12 protein-coding genes are annotated in these 18,194 nt (G+C 59.7%); 4 read left to right on the top strand and 8 right to left on the bottom strand.

From position 1 onward, the window contains the following. Positions 1-51 precede the first annotated feature (51 nt). The 6 genes from DSC91_RS36065 to DSC91_RS36040 all read right to left on the bottom strand — a co-directional run bounded on the left by DSC91_RS36065 (position 52) and on the right by DSC91_RS36040 (position 6,558). Complete coding sequence (locus DSC91_RS36065; protein ID WP_115783218.1) at positions 52-1,140, bottom strand: Gfo/Idh/MocA family protein; 1,089 nt, start codon at positions 1,138-1,140, stop codon at positions 52-54. Between the two features lie 24 nt (positions 1,141-1,164). Next, complete coding sequence (gene iolG, locus DSC91_RS36060) at positions 1,165-2,157, bottom strand: inositol 2-dehydrogenase (protein WP_115783217.1); 993 nt, start codon at positions 2,155-2,157, stop codon at positions 1,165-1,167. Between the two features lie 41 nt (positions 2,158-2,198). Beyond that, the gene (locus tag DSC91_RS36055; RefSeq protein ID WP_115783216.1) at positions 2,199-3,080 is read right to left on the bottom strand and encodes a sugar phosphate isomerase/epimerase family protein; all 882 of its coding nucleotides are present in this window, start codon (positions 3,078-3,080) and stop codon (positions 2,199-2,201) included. Between the two features lie 102 nt (positions 3,081-3,182). Then, the gene (locus DSC91_RS36050) at positions 3,183-4,022 is read right to left on the bottom strand and encodes an intradiol ring-cleavage dioxygenase (RefSeq protein ID WP_229758334.1); all 840 of its coding nucleotides are present in this window, start codon (positions 4,020-4,022) and stop codon (positions 3,183-3,185) included. Positions 4,023-4,252: 230 nt separating this feature from the next. After that, positions 4,253-5,167, bottom strand: a complete 915-nt coding sequence (locus tag DSC91_RS36045; protein ID WP_115783214.1) for a LysR family transcriptional regulator — start codon at positions 5,165-5,167, stop codon at positions 4,253-4,255. A 197-nt stretch (positions 5,168-5,364) separates the two neighbouring features. Next, positions 5,365-6,558, bottom strand: coding sequence for a phytanoyl-CoA dioxygenase family protein (locus tag DSC91_RS36040; protein WP_115783213.1), 1,194 nt, complete (start codon positions 6,556-6,558; stop codon positions 5,365-5,367). 94 nt (positions 6,559-6,652) lie between these two features. Between DSC91_RS36040 and DSC91_RS36035 the strand changes: the two genes are divergently transcribed. Beyond that, positions 6,653-7,693, top strand: coding sequence for a LacI family DNA-binding transcriptional regulator (locus DSC91_RS36035; RefSeq protein WP_115783212.1), 1,041 nt, complete (start codon positions 6,653-6,655; stop codon positions 7,691-7,693). Positions 7,694-7,841: 148 nt separating this feature from the next. On the opposite strand, the gene DSC91_RS36030 is transcribed toward DSC91_RS36035, so the two are convergent. Together DSC91_RS36030 and DSC91_RS36025 are read right to left on the bottom strand one after the other, a co-directional pair. Continuing rightward, positions 7,842-9,026 (bottom strand): porin, encoded by a 1,185-nt coding sequence (locus DSC91_RS36030; RefSeq protein WP_115783211.1) that lies wholly within the window; start codon positions 9,024-9,026, stop codon positions 7,842-7,844. A 1,083-nt stretch (positions 9,027-10,109) separates the two neighbouring features. After that, on the bottom strand, positions 10,110-12,191 hold the full coding sequence (locus DSC91_RS36025) for a YadA family autotransporter adhesin (protein ID WP_115783210.1): 2,082 nt from the start codon (positions 12,189-12,191) through the stop codon (positions 10,110-10,112). A gap of 466 nt (positions 12,192-12,657) precedes the next feature. Here DSC91_RS36025 and DSC91_RS36020 point away from each other — a divergent pair, with 466 nt between their 5' ends. The 3 genes from DSC91_RS36020 to DSC91_RS36010 are packed head-to-tail and all read left to right on the top strand — an operon-like array spanning position 12,658 to position 18,057. Next, a complete protein-coding gene (locus DSC91_RS36020) occupies positions 12,658-13,467 on the top strand; it encodes a response regulator transcription factor (RefSeq protein ID WP_115783209.1) in 810 nt (269 codons plus the stop codon). A gap of 7 nt (positions 13,468-13,474) precedes the next feature. Further along, complete coding sequence (locus tag DSC91_RS36015; RefSeq protein ID WP_229758333.1) at positions 13,475-15,793, top strand: sensor histidine kinase; 2,319 nt, start codon at positions 13,475-13,477, stop codon at positions 15,791-15,793. A gap of 47 nt (positions 15,794-15,840) precedes the next feature. Next, positions 15,841-18,057 (top strand): TonB-dependent siderophore receptor, encoded by a 2,217-nt coding sequence (locus DSC91_RS36010; RefSeq protein WP_115783207.1) that lies wholly within the window; start codon positions 15,841-15,843, stop codon positions 18,055-18,057. The last annotated feature ends 137 nt before the right edge of the window (positions 18,058-18,194 follow it).

Raw genomic sequence — 18,194 nt, 5'->3', positions numbered from 1 at the left:
TTAGTCAGTTCTTAATGGCTAGCCCCGAAACGAGGCCGGCCGCTCACCTTGCTACTCGATAAAGATCTCTGCACCCGCCTGCTTCGACGAAGCGAACATCGCCTCGATGACGCGGCTGATGTTGTACGCCTGGGTGGCGGGAACGACCGAGGGCGTGCCGTTGCGAAGCGCGTCGAAGAATGCATTCGATTCGCGGTCGAAGTAGACCGGGTTCCCGATTTCTGCAATGTCGGGCGAATATTCGGTTTTCTTCGTGGCCCAGATTTCGGGGAAGCTCGTTTCCTGCCATTCGGTCCATCCTTCCGGATAGGCGCCCTTGCCCGCGTCGTAGATCTTGTAACTCGACGGCAGCGAACGGGAAGACATGATGCCTTCGGTGCCATACGCCGTGATATCCCAGCTTTCCGTCCAGGGCAGCACGTCCCACGACATGAAGTCGATGACGACGATCTTGTCTTCGTAGTTCAGCACGGCGCCCGCGGCATCCTCGCGAGACTCGTCGCCGTGGAAGTTCGGGAACTTCGTGATACGGGCATTGATGGATCGCGGCAGGCCGAAATGCAGAAGAATGCGGTCGACGAGATGACAGCCGATGACAAAGACAGCGCCGCCAATGTCGCCCGGCTGGGTCATGTGAGCCGTTCCCGCCTCGTCATGCGAGCAACCGCCGTGCGCACGCACCTGGACCACCTTCCCGAGGCGGCCGCTCTTCAGCGCCGCCTGCATGGCGTCAACCGACGGAGCGAAACGCCAGCAGTAGCCGACCTGCACGAGGCCGCCGGTACGCTCGACCGCTTCGACGATGCGTTTGGCGTCTGCGGAACTGCGGCCCGCGGGCTTTTCGCACAGCACGGACTTGCCGGCTTCAAGTGCTTCGATGGTCAGGTCGGCCATCTTCTCGCTCTTCGAGTGCACGAGCACGACGTGCACGTTGTCGTCGGCGAGAATGTCCTCTTTCGTGCGCGCTTCGAGGCCGAGTGCATTCACGAACGGCTCCAGCAGCGGACTGGTGTCCCACGCACCGAGCATCTTTGCGTCGGAGCGCCGCTGGATTGCCTTGACCCGACCGGATGTATGCGGGTGAGTAATGCCGAGGCACGCCACGCCAACCGTTTCGTTGGCACCAATCTTTCGCGTCATGTCTTGTCTCCTCCTGGTTACCCGTTACACCTTGACCGATTTCCCCGACAGCGCGGACTCGAATGCGCAGTCGGCCAGATGCAATGCCTTGAGGCCGTCCTGCACCGATGTCGGCAGCGGTGCGTTCGTGCGCAATGCCTCGACGAACGCTTCGAGCTCAGCCTTGTAGGCCGCTTCGTAACGCTCGAGGAAGAAGTTGAGAAGGGGTTCGCGGACATCGGTTGCCTCCTTCGTCCAGCGACGGATCGTCGAAGGCCGAAGGTTCTCCTGCAGGAGCATGCCCTTGGAGCCGGACACCTCCATGCGCTGGTCGTAGCCGTACACAGCCTCGCGGCAGCAGTTGATATGGCATTGCTTGCCCGACGCAGTGCGAAGCTGAACCATGACCGTGTCGAAATCGGTGAGTTCTTCCAGCGACGGGTCGACAAGCCGGCTCGCCATCGCCATGACTTCGACGGGCTCTTCTCCCAGCAGCCAGCGGGCCATATCCAGATCGTGAATCACCATGTCGCGAAAGATCCCGCCGGAGTGCTCGACGTAATCGCGCGGCGGCATGCCCGGATCGCGACTGGAGATGACCACCTGGCGCACTTCACCGACATCGCCCGCATCGATCGCCTTGCGGAATGCCTGGGACGTCGGGTCGAAGCGGCGGTTGAACGCGAGCATGACACGGCCGTTGAGGCGCTCCACTTCCCTGGCCGCCGCGATTGATTTCTCCATGTCGAGGTCGATGGGCTTTTCGCACAACACAGCCTTGCCTCGCGCCACGGCTTGCAACATGAATGTGATGTGAGTGTCTGTCGGCGTGCCGATGACCACGGCATCGATGTCATCGCGATCGAGGACAGCCGAGGCATCCGTCGACGCGTCGCAGCCCAGCCGTTCGGCGAGCGAGGTGGCAGCCTTCTCGAACGGATCTGCGACGACAACCAGCTTCGCGTTCGGGCTCGCGGCAACGTTGCCCGCGTGAATACGACCAATCCGGCCAGCGCCGAGTACAGCGATACGAATCATGTAAGTCTCCAGAAGTACTTTGTGGTTTAAGGTCGAAAGCCTCAGGCCGAAGCCGCGCTCTTTGGCGTGAACTGTGCGATGGTTGTGTCGTAGGCGCGCTTTGCCATCTCGTCGAGCGGCAACTTCCGGTGCGACTCGGAAATGAGTTCCACGCCGTAGTAAGGAAGCGTGCAGCCTGCTTGTTGCAGGGCATCGATAAAGGCGGGACAGTCGCCCGCCCCTTCGCCGCACAGCTGCCGGTTAAAGCTCGAATCCTCAAACAGCGTTCCTCTGACCTGCGCGCCTACGTCATCCAGCTCCACTCCCTTGATGAAGCGCGCCGGGATTCGCGCGACCTCGCTATAGGGGCTGCCACCGCGTGCTACGTGCCAGTGGTCAACCATCAGGCCACCATTGGGCCGGTCGGCGCCTTCGGCAATCTTCAGCGCTTCTCCGATGTTCCGGATGGGAGAAAAAGGCATAAATTCGATTGCGACCGTCGCGCCGACCGTCGCCACGTCGTCGCAAAGTTTCGCGAATTCGTCGGTCATGCGCGCGAAGTTGGCAGGGCTTTCGTCGAAGGGGTTCGCGCCGATTTTCAGATTTCGCATGCCAAGTTCGCCGCCCAGTTCGATGACACGGCGACGGAAGCTGTCCGATTTGGCGCGCACCTCGCCATCGAGATACCAGTCCATGAGAATTTCGAGCTCGAAGTTCTTCATGCCCGTGTCGTCCAGAATATTCTTGACGCCGGAGAGCCCATATTTCCCGATGCTGTATTCGAGGTCATCGAGGATGAGGCCGACGCCGCTCCAGCCGGCACGCAACGCCGCTTCGCAACGGTCTCGCAGCGGGAATGGACTGATTTCGACCGGTCCACACGGATAGACGTCGCCGGCAAGGGTCCAGTACGCAGCCAGCAGTTCAATGTTCTTCGCGCTCATATACAGTGATCCTGTTTGTTCTCTCAATTAGCTCGATTAGCTCAATTAGCTCAATCAGTTTCATCACTTCGTCGATGGCACGCGCTCCCGCGTGTCGAACGATTACGGAATTTGCCGCGTGGGCTTAGTGGACGTCGCGAGAGTGAAGTCCCACGACACTGACCAAAACGGTGATGAGAACCCAACGCGCCTGGCTGCCTCCGGGTCGTCGATCTTGTTGAATTCGGCAATCAGCTCACGCTTGACGCCGAACACCGCGTCCTCGGGGAGGTACGGGCAATCAGGCGTGAAGATGTGAGTAATGACGGGGTCGTAGCCCGGCGCGGTCACGATGAAATGCAGATGTGCCGCACGATTCGGGTGACGGCCCATGGCACCAAGGAGTTTTCCGACCGGCCCGTCCGACGGAATCGGATAGTGGCGCGGCTTGACGGACTTGAACCAGTACCGGCCCTCTGCGTCCGAGGTAAATGCGCCGCGCAGATTCGATTCTGGTTGAATCCCCTTTTGCTGGACGTCGTAGAAACCGTCGTCATTGGTCTGCCAGACCTCCAGCTTCGCGTTCGGGACAGGTGTGCCCTCGATGTCCGTCACACATCCTGCAACGACCAGAGGCTCACCCTTTCCGTCCAGGCAGATGTTCGCGCCGTTCTCGTACTCGGGCGAATTCGCAACGTAGAACGGGCCGAGAATCGTATTGGGTGTCGCCCCGCTCGGCCGGCGATGGTTGATGGCGTCAACGAGCATCGAGACACCGAGGATGTCCGACAGCAAGATGTACTCCTGTCGCCAGTCAGTGCACATCTGCCCGGTTTCAGTCAGAAAGCGAATCGCGGCGAACCACTCCTCGTGCGTCGGCTCGATCTCTTTCACCGCCGCATGCAGATGCCTGACCAGAATCGTCATGACCTGCCGCAGTCGCTCGTCGGCATTCTGATCCATGCGAGCGTTGACGACATCCGCCGAGCGCGCTTCATCGAAATACGGTGACGAGGATGGCGAAACCGAGGGTGCTGCATGTTGCATGGCGTGTCTCCTTCAATATTCTCGTACAGCTTTGAGACGAGTCTATATTCCCCGAAGCCGGCAAAACAGAGCTGAAAAGGGAATCTCTTTCGCGCAGACTGGGAAAGTAGGAAAGAGCAGACAGGATTGCTCTACGCGCATGGCCGTCACGCGGTCCAGTGGCGCTCGTATTCGTTCTGCCGAAACCGCTCGACGAGTGCATCGATAAACAACCGGACCTTCACGGGCATATGTGCCCGCGTCTGGAAAGCAACGTTGATTGTCAGTCGTGGCAAGTCCCAGTCGTCCAGCACTGGAACCAGGCGGCCGGCCTTGAGATCGTCGTACACGATGTACTTGGGCTGCACGAGAATGCCCATGCCGTCGAGCGCGGCGACCCGAAGTATCTGGCCGTCGTTGGATTCAAGAAGAGGCTTGACCTTGACGAGAACCGATTCACCTGTACGACAGAATGCGAGCTCACGCGGATTGTCGGCGAGTGCGTAATTCAATACCTTGTGCTTCACCAACTCTGCCGGGAAGCGTGGCAAACCCTGTGCTTCGAGATACGAAGGAGATGCGGACAGTATTCGCCGGGTTGCGGCGAGCCGCCTGACCGTTATGTTGCTGTCCGCCTCGAGAACCTTGGTGCGGATCGCGACATCGATACCATTTTCGATGATGTCGTGGTAACGGTTGGCGGCCACAACATCTACCGTGATATCCGGATAACGCGCGGTAAACCCCGGAAGCATAGGTGCGATGTGCAGCATGCAGAACGAAAGCGATGCTGTGACACGAAGTACGCCGCTCGGTCGAACCGTCGCATCCTTGATGACCGACTCGGCTTCGCCGAGGTCTGCCAGGATGGACTTGCAGCGCCGGTGGAACTCCTCCCCGGCCTGTGTGAGACAGAGATTGCGCGTCGTCCTGCGCACGAGTTGGACGGCAAGCCGAGTCTCCAGCGAGATCAGATAGCGGCTTGCCGCCGAGATGGAAAGATCCACAGCCTCCGCAGCCCGGCTGATACTGCCGGTCTCGGCAACTTCGACGAAGAGCTGTAGTTCCTTGAACTGGTCCATCTTCTTGCACTACTCCACGTTTCCTAAAGTACCGTCGCGCGACAGAGCGTCTGGGCGCGCGAACTTCGAGAATCTCGCGCGAATCGCCTGTTCGCCATGAGCGGGCAATACTACGGCAGTATTTCTATCGCTGAAGGGCAAAAAACCATCAAAAAAACATCAATTCCGATGCTTGCGAGCCGAGGTCCGGCGGGAATTCAGGCGAAGCGTTGTCGCGCGGCGTGATCGTTCAGGGCGAGCGTGAATCTGGTGGGATCCCAGTCCTCGTCAAGGGCGCGCTGCATGAGGTCCTGCTGGCTTTCCGGCGCCAACCCGCCGACCGGCGGATCGCGGTCGAGGTCCGTAGGGAACGGGTATCCCTCAGCGCAGGAAGCGATTGCCGCGGCGGCTTCCGAACCACTCATGCACCCTAACGCGCGGCGCTCGCGCAATACCGGATAAACTGCCTCGCACATTCTCCTGCGGTCGAGCACCTCCATCGCCCGGCCATAAGCCGACGAGACCTGCAGGAGATTCGCCATGCGTTGAACGTCTGCAGTGCGATTTGCGCCGGCCGCATGGAACAACGCGGGATTGAAAAACACCGCATCGCCCTTCGCGAGCGGCAGCTGTACGAAATGCGACTCGAAATATTCCCGGAAATCGGCTCGGCGCCATGCCAGATATCCTTCGGCATATCGCTGCGAATACGGCAGGAGCTTCGTGGGACCGCTTTCGGCCGGCATGTCGCTATGCGCCACCGCGCCCTGGAGGGTGAGGAAGGGCGACATCTGATGCACGTGCGCGGGATAGCGTTCGGCCTTTTCAGCCGTCTGGAAACCGAGGTGGTAATCGCGATGGGCCTGTTGAGCAGCACCTCCAGGGCGAACCACATTGACCTGCGACGTCATCTGATAGCACGGTCCAAGCCATGCCTCCGACACGATCCTCAGCATCGGATTCGAAAAGTATTCCGCGAATACTTCGGGCGCCCGGAGGCAGAGCTTCTCCTGGGCATTCCAGATCCGGTCATTCGCGCCCGCCTTGGCGAAATGGTCCGCGACACGCTGGCCTTGCTCCCGCTCACTGCGGATAATGGATTCGAAGACAGTCGTAGCTTCATCCACGGGTCCCAGATCGGCGAATGCCCGCCGTAGCACCAGCACCCCCGCGCCATCGCGAAAGACGTGAGCCCATTCCGCTTGCAACTGCGCTCTCCGGGATGCGTCGCCTGTAATGCCATTGAGTTGCTGACAGTCGTAAACGGGAATCCGCTGCATGATTTCCGCCGCATAGCGCGTCGGGTGGCTGTCATCGCTCTGCAAAAGATCGGCGAATTCATCTAAAGCGCAATCGCGCTCGCGGTACCAATCCCGCCCCCGTTTTTCGATGCGATCCTGGCTGCGGCCCATGTCTCTCTCCCTCTGTACATCAAGCATAGCGCCATGGAGTGCCGACGAGGTATCATTAATACATCAAAAACGCATCAAATTTAAGGAATTCGCGATGGCCCACCGCTTTCTTATCAAGGAGATAGCTCTACAGGCCGGGGTCGGGGTAGCCACAGTCGACCGTGTGCTCAATGGACGCGCACACGTTCGCGAACATACGCGCAAGCGCATCGAGCAGGCAATCAAGGAGCTCGAGAAGCAGGAGCTGCAATTGGCCACCACCGGGAGAAAGCTCATGATCGACGTGGTCGTGGAAGCTCCCGCACGCTTTGCCGATGAGATCAAGGACGCACTCGAAGCAGAATTGCCGGGAATGCACCCGGTCGTCTTTCGGCCGCGTTTTCTGATGCGGGAAACGATGACAACGGCTGAGGTCGTCGAGGCTCTTCACTCGATTGGACGTCGAGGAAGCCATGGGATTTTCCTCAAAGCACGCGATGTTCCCGAGATTGCCGAAGCAATTGGCGAATTGCAGCGTCGCGGTATCCCCGTCGCCACAATCTTCACCGATATCCCGCTGTCCGGACGCATCGCATATGCAGGGCTGGATAATCGGGTCGCCGGCGCCACCGCCGCCTATCTTCTCGCGCAATGGTTAAGCCCACAGCCTGGCAACATTCTGATCACGATGAGCGATGAACGGTTCAGGGGTGAGGAGGAACGCGAAATAAGCTTTCGGCGAGCCTTGAGGATCCGATATCCGCAGCTTACGTTGGTCGACGCCAGTGGCGGCCACGGTCTCGACACGCAAACTGAGGCGCAGGTCCAAAAGGTTCTCGCGACACATGTCAACATCGCCGCGGTCTACTCGATGGGAGGCGGAAATGTCGCCATTCTTCGAGCGCTCGAAGCGCAACAGCAATCACCCGTTTGCTTTATCGGCCACGACCTGGATCGCGACAACGTACGTCTTCTGCGCGAAGGTAAGGTACAGGCGATTCTCCATCACGACTTGCGTCAGGACATGCGCTCTGCGTGCCAGCACATCATGCATTTCCACAAACTGCTGCCTGCGTCGGCTGTATCGCCATCCTCATCGGTCGTTGTCGTGACGCCAGAGAATATTCCTGAGCACATAGCGAGCCGGTTTCGTTGACAACGATGTCGGCGCCGGCAGTGCGCTGGCGGCGGAAACAAACCGCCTGACGGAAATCGTTCTCCGTCAGGCAGACCCGACATGACAGCCCCGCGACAAGTCGGCGCGAGCCAAGCCGGAGCCCTTCTCCCAAACCCTTCCACGCCGTCTAGAACTGGTGGGCGATACCCGCGATGACGCCAAACTGGCTCTTGCCATAGTTCGGGTTTGTGCTAGACGCGGCGCTGCTCACCGGGTCGTTGTTACTGTTCGCGCCATACAGTCCGCTGTCGAGCCCAAGATTGGACGTCGAGCTATTCCGAACGTAACCCAGCTCCGTATAGAGCAGCGTCCGCTTCGATAGCGAATAGTTGGTGCCAAGCGTGTATAGCGTCGCGTTACCGTTGCCGTGATTGGCGTTTGCGTGATACACCGCGCCAGTGAGGGAAAGCGCCGGCGTGGTCTGCCAGATGGCGCCAATCCATTCGTGATTGACTGCTGTTGGCAGCGATGTGCCCGACGGCAGCGTTGTTGGCGTGGCCGTGCCAAAGTATCCGGCATTGGACGCGTTGGGTGCGCTGAGGTGCTGATAGCCAATATACGCAACCACGGGGCCAAACTCGTAGGTCGCGCCTGTGAGGATGGAGCGCGAGGCCAGGTACACGTTGCTGAACTGGCCGTTGGGGTCGCGGACCTCGTCATAGGTCGCCTGCCAGAAAAGGCCGCCAGTCTGGTACGACAGCTTGATGCCGTCCGTTCGCCCCTGAGCACTGCCCAGACCGCTCGACGTGCCTAACTGACCCGGCGCACTTCCCGGATTCCCGGAGTTCCACTTCGTCGAGTTCGTCAGATCGTATTGCCCCTGCAGCGTAAATCCCCCGAGCGTCGGCGACAGATACTCGACGCCGTTACCTGCCTGCGAAAAAATCCGACCACGCACCAGCGTACCGATCGCATACTTCTTGGTCTGCTGCGGGTCGACATCGCCCGAATACTGGCTGATTTCCGCCGAACCCATATTGCCGAATTTCAGTTGGCCCCACTTGTCGTTTTTCAAACCGACGGTCGCCTGCCCCTCGAAGAAACTGCCGTTGGCCAGGCTGCCGTTTTGTGTGTTGAGGCGAGATTCAAGGTGAAAAATGGCCTGTGTGCCGCCTCCGATATCTTCGGCACCTTTAAGGCCAAATCGCGACTGGGCCCATCCTCCGCTTTGCGCGCCAAACACGTGTCCCTTCGGCATACCAGTTTCGTATTGGAGGCCGTTGTCTACGATGCCATACAACGTGACACTGCTTTGCGCACTTGCAGATGCCGTTGCTGTCATTGCGAGCAGCCCAAACATAACCTTTCTCATCCCATCTCCTATATATTTGTAGTACAACTGTACTAATCACCTATTCGGTGAAAAACGAATGCTGGCATTTTCTGCTATCGGTAGCGCCTGATTTTTCGGCCGCTTTGGAGACTGATCATTTATTCGTTAGCCATACGAAACTCATGCCTCGAAATCTGGCTATGACGTATGCGCGTAGTGTCCACTTCATACATCCAGATCCTCGCGAAGAGCGTGGAGGGCAAGTCAGTCGTCGGGAAACACTGCGCGCTTTCGCGTTGCAAGCGCTAGCGACAACTCGACCCGGGCGGTTGCTGAACGCGCCCACTGAGTACGCTTCATCGAGGTACGGGAATGGCGAAGCAGTGGGTTGCTTGTGGCATGGTGTGTCTCCGGCGTTGTTCTCGTGTAACTTCGAGCCGAGTGTATATTCGTCAACCGTGGAGACAAAGAGCCGAATGGGGAATCTCTTTCGCGGAAATCGGGAAAATCAGAGACGTCAGGCGCGGTCGATCACGGCTAAACGTTACCCGCCGGTCTGACGCTTCGATTAAACCTGACAAGCGACGTTCTCGAGTGAAATCTCGCCCGTGGATGCAACAAAGACCGCGGTCGCGCTCGCGCGAGCGAGATCGGGCTGAGGCGTTCTATTTGCGCGTTACGCAATCCGTGGGAATGCATGCAACAGTGTCTGTCACTAATTTGACTTCAATCGGAGTCCCATCGATTCAATATGGGATCTTCGAAATACAGCTTTTCCGGGCTACGACATAAGGGAATAGCCACACGGTGCGGCGGTTGCGCAGAAACTCGTTTTGGCAAGACCATCGACGGGGACCCCGCGAACAAAAAAAGGCGTCGTGAATTCCGAACACGACGCCAAACGTTCTGGCTCCGTCAACGACCGGGGGTCAAGCCAGAACGTGAGAGACCGTGCGATCCTGTAGTCCCCGTGTCCCCAGTCCGTACGGGTTCCGAAACGGATATTGCCAATGCCATGAGCGGGACGACACATTCGACCGCAACGTCCCGTCGCGCAAGGTAGTGCAAAATTCCCCGCTGCCGCAACACAAGTGCGACGGCAGCGGGATACAGACAAATGACTTACCAGCGATAGCCAACGCCCGCGCCTGCCCCCACGGAACCGTGACCGGAAACGCCCGTGGTGAGCGAGCCTTTCACCATCCACTTTTGCGTCGCGACCGACAAACCCACAGCCATCGCGGACTGTCCGCCGTAGTTGCCGGCAGCGAGCGCTACAACCTTCTCACCCGGCAGCACAGCTTGCGGCAAATTCGCCATGGCGATTGCGGACGCCGAGCCGGCACTCGCGTCGCGGCGATATTTCTGCATGTCGTCGCGAACGCTGTTGATTGCGCCATTCAACTGCCGCACATTGACTGCATCAGTCGGAGCCGTGCCGTCCGCCACGTTGGTAATCTGACGCTCAGCACCCGGCGCACCGACCGAAACCGTGTTGTCCCGGTCCGCAACTGAATTTGCACCCAAGGCAACCGCATTATTCGCGGTGACCTGGGAATTCGTGCCGATCGCCGTTCCGTTCGTGCCAGTGACGTTAGAACCATCACCGACTGCGGTTCCGTTCGTGGCCGTGACTTTGGAATTCGTGCCAATGGCGGTTGCGCGCGCAGCCGTGACAGTTGTGTTGGTGCCGATTGCGGTACCGTCCTGGCCTGAAACGTTCGAGCCGTTACCGACCGCAGTTCCGTTGGAAACGGACACGAGCGAATTTCTGCCAACTGCCGTATCTGTTGGATCAGCAACCGTGCCGTTCGAGCCGCTTGTCGAAATCGTGTTGACGGTCGCGGTAACCGTAGCGACCGTGCTGGACAGAGCCGAGACCTGCGAAGCAATCGAGAAGAGTTGCGAGCCGTTCACCGCATCCGTGCTCGTTGCGCTGATCTGCCCCGCGGCTACGTTTTGCAACTGGTGTTCCTGACCGACCGCGCCGATACTCACGACGCCGGTCGGCGTCGCGCCTGCGAAGCCGCCAAACGTCACGCCGTTCAACGTGACGCTGCTCACGTTCGTTGCCGCGCGTGTGACGGCGCCGGAACCCAGCGCTGTCGATTCGTTAGTCGACGCCACAGCCGCGTTACCAATCGCAATGGAATTTGCCCCTGTTGCTTGCGCGAGACCGCCCAGTGCAACCGTACCCGCCACTGCCGCATTGGCGCTCACGCCCATGGAAATGGAGCCGTTACCTTGCGCAAAAGCACCGTTTCCGATGGCGACGGCTTCTCCGTTAACCGCCTGCGCTCCCGCGCCGATTGCAACGGGCGAGGCAGGGGTACCCGATGACGTTGCAATCGCGTTTTGTCCGATCGCAATTGCGACACTCCCGACTCCGCCGTTGGCGACTGCCCCCGCGCCTTCGGCAATCGCACCAAAGCCAGCCGCGGAACTCCCCGTACCGATTGCCATGGTGTTGGTTCCACTGGCCGTCGCCTGAATACCAAGTGCGACCGATCCAGCCGCCGTTGCACTGCTCTTCCCGCCCAAGGCGATCGCGCTTACCGCAGATGACAATGCGTCCTCGCCTATCGCAATCGAATCCGTGTTCGTGGCCCTTGCCTGGAAACCCAGTGCGGTCGCACCGGCTCCCGAAGCAGTACTGGCAGTTCCCAGCGCGGTAGCAAATGACGCACTGGCCGTCGATTGCGCACCGATCGCCGTCGTCTGCGCGCCGCTCGCATTCGACGCACCGCCGAACGCAACCGCATTGGTGCCGGTTGCGACCGAATTTGCGCCAACCGCCGTGGCATTCTGGCCGCTTGCCGTTACCGTATCACCCAGAGCGGTTGCGGCTCCACCATTAGCGGTGACATTGATCCCGACCGCTGTGTTCTGACTCGTATTGCTCGCGTCACCGGCTACAGCGGGATTGGTCCCGCCGGTACTCGCGGACGGAGCCGTAGCCCCCCCAATCGTTGCAGTCGTCCCGCCGACCTCGCCGCCAACTGCCAGGTTATCTGCATGGGCATATCCAGCCGAGAACGTGAGCGCCGTGAGTACAGCGAGTGCAACCGTCGACCTCAGGGGACTGCCGCCATGGCTCATTTCCGCCTGCCCTACTTCGCCCTGCACGCCGCGCTGCGTCTCGGCCGCTGCCACCAGCGCACCAATTCGACGATTCCAAACCAACCTATATCGACTCTTGTTCATTGCTTTCCGCTCTCACTTATATTGTGGTCAATAAAAGAATTCATCAATAATTCATAAGGAATTCATATCTGGTCTCCGTCACGCTCTATCTGAGTCCGTGCCGTCTGGTTTTTCACGATGTGCCGTTCGGCAGCGTTTTCCCGTCGCGAGGCGTCGACCGCCGCACTTAAAGCCCCTGCCGCCCACGGCTACAGATTCATTGAATAGAAATTTTTTGTAAGGACGCGAGGAATTATGGGCAGCGCTACTGCATAATTGTTTTGCCCGGGGGGCGAAATGCTTTGCCCGGGAGAAAATTCTTTTGCTATCCGTGTGGAAACCGCTGGATTTAAATTTAATTAACAATTAGATAGCCTTCGCGGCTTTATGCTGGCGAGCGATCAATACGGTGCAACTCCCAGGTTGCGCGTAATCAGCCGCCGTTAGCTCCCAAGAACGTTACCTGTCAGCTCTTTTCGCCTACACGATGCCGCTCCGAAATACCGCCCTCACGGATGCCCATCTTCTTGTGGTAGACGACCAGCCAGACCAGCTTCGATTGCTAATTGACGTATTGCGCAACGCGGGATACCGGATTAGCGTCGGGTTCGACGGCTCGCAGGCGTATCAGCGCGCACTGGCGATTTCGCCCGACCTGATCCTGATGGACGTGCGGATGCCGCGAATGGATGGATTCGCTGCCTGCCGGCTTCTGGCCGCGGACCCGCGCACCTCGGCGATTCCCGTCATATTTCTTACCGTAGCCGGTGAACTCCACGAGCGCCTCAACGGTTTGGAAATCGGTGGCGTCGACTACGTGCTCAAGCCATTCGAGCCGGCCGAAGTACTTGCACGGATTCGCGTTCACCTCGCCCGGGCAAGCGGCAATCGGCCTGCCGAAGAAAAGGTGTCCGCGTCAGACTTCACGGGCGACAGCGTCATCGTTCGCGCGGCCATTCGGCATTTGTCACAAAGCCTGAATAATCCGCCTTCGGTCGAACAACTCGCCCGCCTCGTGGGGACCAATGAAAAACGACTGTCGCGCGCGTTTCGGGACAACCTCGGCCGGACGGTATTCGAGTATCTCCGCGACGAACGCTTGCGGATTGCGCAAAGGCTGTTGAGCAGCACACCGTTGAGCATCGCCAGCATCGCCGACGAAATTGGTTTTTCCAGTGCCGCGAATTTCGCCACGGCGTTTCGCGAGCGATTCGGCACGACGCCCTCGAGCTATCGTGAGGAACTGCGTTGCCGGGACCTGGCCGGCACCGAAGAACCCACCGTCGATGCAGAGTAGCCCCTTCATGACAACAGCCAGGTGGTACCGCTTGCTGTTCTTATGCCTGAGCTGGTGGACAACTCACTCATTGGCCGCCGGTCTCGACACGACCGGGCAACAAAGCCAGCGGGTTCCCGCCCTGAACCAGGTGCAGGTATTCGAAGACGTCTCGGGCAAGATGGGGTTGGACGACATACTCGCACTGTCCACAGGAAACCCGCGCAGCTTCCTTCCCATGCAGCGTGACAGGTTAAAGCCAGGTTTCACCCGCTCGGCATGGTGGCTACGCGTGGTGGTGAGCAGCCGTGGTTCAACAGCCCTGCCGCTCGTTCTCGCGCTCCCGGACGCGCGTCTGCAGAACGTAGACTTTTACATCGGACGTGGCGGCCGCTGGACACATGACGGCACCGGTCCCGCCGACCTGCCGTCCCAGTCGTCTTCGTCCCGCTATCCCCTGGTGGATTTCACGCTCGCGCCCGGCGAACAGCTTCTTTTCCTCATCCGGGTGGCCAGCGACACCGCACTCACGCTCGAACCGAGGCTGTATTCGGCAGCGGCCTATGACGCACTGGAGATACGTGCAGCGCTCTGGGATGCAGGCTTGATTGGCGGAACGCTGGCATTGGCGTGGTGCGCGCTGCTTATCGCGTATTTTTCCCGCAGCGTCTCGTTTCTGGTCCTCGCAGCTCTTTGCGCCATGACTGCGCTATTCGAAGCCGCGGACCGCGGCTATACAAAAGTCTATCTATGGCCGCACGCCACGGAGTGGAGTTCCAGAAGTGTGACGGTATTCGGATGTATTGCCGTGCTGCTGTTCATCGTCTTTATCTTGCGCATCGCACACGACGAAAAGGCGAGCCTGCCCGCCCGCTATGTATTGTTCGGCTTTGCGTTGCTGGAGTGCGTTGCGGCGGCGGGATCCGCATTCGGCAATCTGTTCGTTTTCGCGCAAGCCGGCATGTATGTCAACGCGCTGTTCGGTGTCGTCACGGTGGTCGTCGCCGCAGGGCTCGCGCGTCAGTCGACACCGACCGCGCGGATCATGCTGCTCACCATGGTCTTCTCGCTGTTCAACTTTGCATTGCGCATGCTCGAAACACTCGGCTCCTTGCCGTCCGGTCTGGCATGGCTGAAGTCCGACATTCATCCGAATCCGGTAGTCGCCATCATCGGATTGGCCACCAATCTCATTGTGCTTGCGGCATGGATAAATCACGTCGGCAAACAGCGAATAGCAGCCAGGGTCGAACTTGCGGACTGGCAAAGAACCGAGCGCGACCGCCTACGCGACCAGGTCGCGCAGCGCACATTGGCGCTGAACGAAGCATTGCTTTATGCCGAAGAGAAAAACCAGCAAAAGATCGAGACGCTGGGCTATGTCAGTCATGACCTCCGTGCGCCGCTTGCAACGATTTCAAGCTACGCGAAGTTGCTGCTGCATCTGGCGGATTCGAAAGAGGCGAACCTGATCCATGCAATCGAGCGCAGCGTCAACTATCAACTCGGTCTGATCGACGAGCTGATCGGGTACGCGAAGGCCGAGCTGCAACCGTTGGATATCGTGCCGGTCGCCACCGATCTGCCTGCGCTTCTCGATGACATTGCCGATTACGCGATCGCACTCTGCGCGCAACTGAACAACCAGTTCCACTATCAGGCGCTGACGTCGTTGCCTCGTCGGCTGACGATCGACGGCCGACGATTGCAACAGGTCCTGCTCAATCTGCTGTCCAATGCGTCCAAGTTCACCCGCGACGGCATCGTCATGATGACGGTGAGAGCGCGCCGCCAGGACGATCATTGGCACATGGGTTTTGAAGTCGCGGACACCGGCATCGGTATCGACATCGAAGAGCAATCGAAACTCTTTGCGGCTTTTCGCCAGATACAGTCCGTGAACGGCAGCACGGGTCTTGGCCTTTTTATCGCGCAGCGCATTGTCAACACAATGGGCGGCGACTTGAGCCTTTCAAGCGCGCCGCAGCGTGGCACCTCATTTTTTTTCGAACTCGCCATTCCAATGACTGACGATGCACAGGCGTCGCCGTCGAACGTCGTACCGTATTCTTCCAGCGGCTCCGCGCAGTTCCGCCCACGCCGCAAACACCGATTGGCCACTACCGTTCCTCCAGAGAGCGATCGCCGCGAACTGGCAATTCTTGCGAAGGACGGACGCCTGACCGACATCGAGCAATGGATCGAAGACATGATCAGGATTCACCCTTCAGGCGCGGCATTTCTGGCTGAAATACGGTTTTGTGTCGAAGCGCTGGATTTCGCGGGCATCGAGGCGCTCGCACTCGCACCACACGAAACAGACGATGTCTCGCCGCTGCTAACTTAACGTGAGGCCGGCGCGTTGTTGGCGCCGGCAAGATGGAGTAACACAAGATGGTGTGGTCAACGGGCACGGCGCGAAGTGCAATCGCGCTCGCCGTGAGAGGGATATTTTGCGCAGCGGCTGTCGGCCATGCGTACGCGCAGACGACGCGCCCAGCGAACGATACGCAAGCGAAAGGCACCGCAGAAGAGGCCGATATGGCGCCCGGCGTGACGCTGCCGGCGATCACGGTGGAAGACGCGGAGAACGCGCCCTCAGTCGGACTCGTCGGCAAACGCACCACAACCGGCACGAAGACCGACACGCCGATCACCGAGGTTCCTCAAACGGTCAACGTTGTCACCGCGCAGCAAATCGAGATGACCGGCGCGACCGACCTCAACCAGGCTTTGCGCTACATACCCGGGTTCTCATCGTTTGGATCGGACAGCCGTACCGACTGGTACGCGGCGTTGCGCGGTTTTACGCCCACGTTGTTCGTTGACGGATTGCAGGCGCCGAACACGACAACCCTCGCGAACTGGCGCGTCGATCCTTATATGATCGACAGCGTCACCGTGCTGCGTGGGCCGACATCGGTGCTGTACGGAGCCGGCGATCCGGGCGCGCTCGTCGACGTGCAGACGAAGCAGGCCGACGGCGCGCGCGTGCGCGAGATCGGCGTGCGGGTGGGCAACTACGCGCGCAAGGAAACGACGGTCGACATCGGCGACACGCTCGATGCGGACGGCAAGTACGCGTATCGCTTCGTCGGCGTCGCACGCGACGGCAATGCGCTGACCGGTCCGAACGCGGACCAGCGCGTCGCGCTGGCGCCCTCCTTCCGCTGGCAGCCGGACGCCGACACGTCGCTGACACTCACTGCGACCTACCTGCAGGACCGGAGCGATATTTCATACAACTTCCTGCCCGCGCAGGGCACGGTTCTGCCGAACCCGAACGGGCCGTTGTCACCGGACATCTACATGGGGGACCCGACGTTCAACAACTACCGGAAAAAACAGGGCTCGCTCGGCTATCAGTTTTCTCACGCGCTGAATTCGATCTGGACGCTGCGCCAGAATCTGCGCTGGATGCACCTGTCGCTCGACGACACCTCGGTCTTCGGTGTCGGCCTTGCCCCCGGCAGCACGACCGACATCACGCGTGACGCCGGCTTGTTCCAGCTGAACTACAGCCGCTTCGACATCGATAACAGCGCGGAGGCACGTTTCGGCACGGGGCCGCTCGAGCACACGCTGCTACTCGGCTTCCAGTACAACCGGCAGACCACAACCGACAGCGTGTGGCTCGCGCAGGCGCCGTATCTGGATCTCTACCACCCGGTCTACACGCCGGTCACGACCGCGATCTTCTCGGGTCCGACATCGTTCGGCCACACCGACCTGTACACGGCGATGAACACATTCGGCCTGTACGCGCAGGACCAGATCAAATGGAACCGCTGGACCTTGACGCTCGGTGGCCGCGAGGATTGGGTCAACATGCGCGAAGACGACCGCGAGGCCGGTACGCAAACGAAACAGGATGTCAGCGCGTTCTCGGGCCGGATCGGCCTCACCTACGAGGGCGACTATGGACTGTCGCCATACGTCAGCTATTCGACGTCGTTCAATCCGGTCATCGGCGTCAGGATGTTCGGCGGCGGCCTGCCCATACCGACGCGCGGCAAGCAGATCGAGGCGGGGCTGCGCTGGCAGCCGCCGGGCAAGAACCTGATGCTGAACGCGGCCGTCTACCAGATCAATCAGACGAACGTCGTGACCCCCACGCCGACGAATCTCGATCCGACCGGCACGTCCTTCGTGCAGACGGGCGAGGTGCGTTCGCGCGGCATCGAACTCAGCGCGGTCGGAAACGTGACGCGGGAACTGTCGATCATCGCGTCGTATATCTATCAGGACGTGAAGAACGTGAAAGCGAACGACGCGTCGCTGAACAACTGGCCGGTCGACGTTCCGCGCCCGCGCCAGATGGCGTCGCTGTGGACCGACTGGACATGGCATACAGGAGCGCTGGCGGGCTTCGGAATCGGCGCGGGGATCCGCTATCAGAGCGCGTTGGCGGGTGCGCCGGACAACTCGCTGACGATCGCGAGCGATACGCTGTACGACGCGGCGCTGCACTATCGCACCCGCGACTGGCGTTTCGCGCTGAACGTGGCAAACCTGTTCGACCGTCACTACGTCAGCGGCTGCCAATCGTACGCGGTCTGCGTATTCGGCAACGAGCGAACCGTGCTGGCCAACGCGACCTACGCCTGGTGATTCAAGTGGTCCCTTGAATCGCCGGTCAATGCCTCCGCGGATTTTCAACCGTCCGGAGGCCGAGCAAAGTGGTTACCTAAAAATAAACAAAATCGGTCATTTGATAACACCAGTTGAGCGTCTAATCTTCACTCACC

Origin of the sequence: Paraburkholderia caffeinilytica (genome assembly GCF_003368325.1) — a bacterium.
GTDB classification, from domain to species: domain Bacteria; phylum Pseudomonadota; class Gammaproteobacteria; order Burkholderiales; family Burkholderiaceae; genus Paraburkholderia; species Paraburkholderia caffeinilytica.
This window is presented reverse-complemented; position numbering and strand designations above follow the sequence as displayed.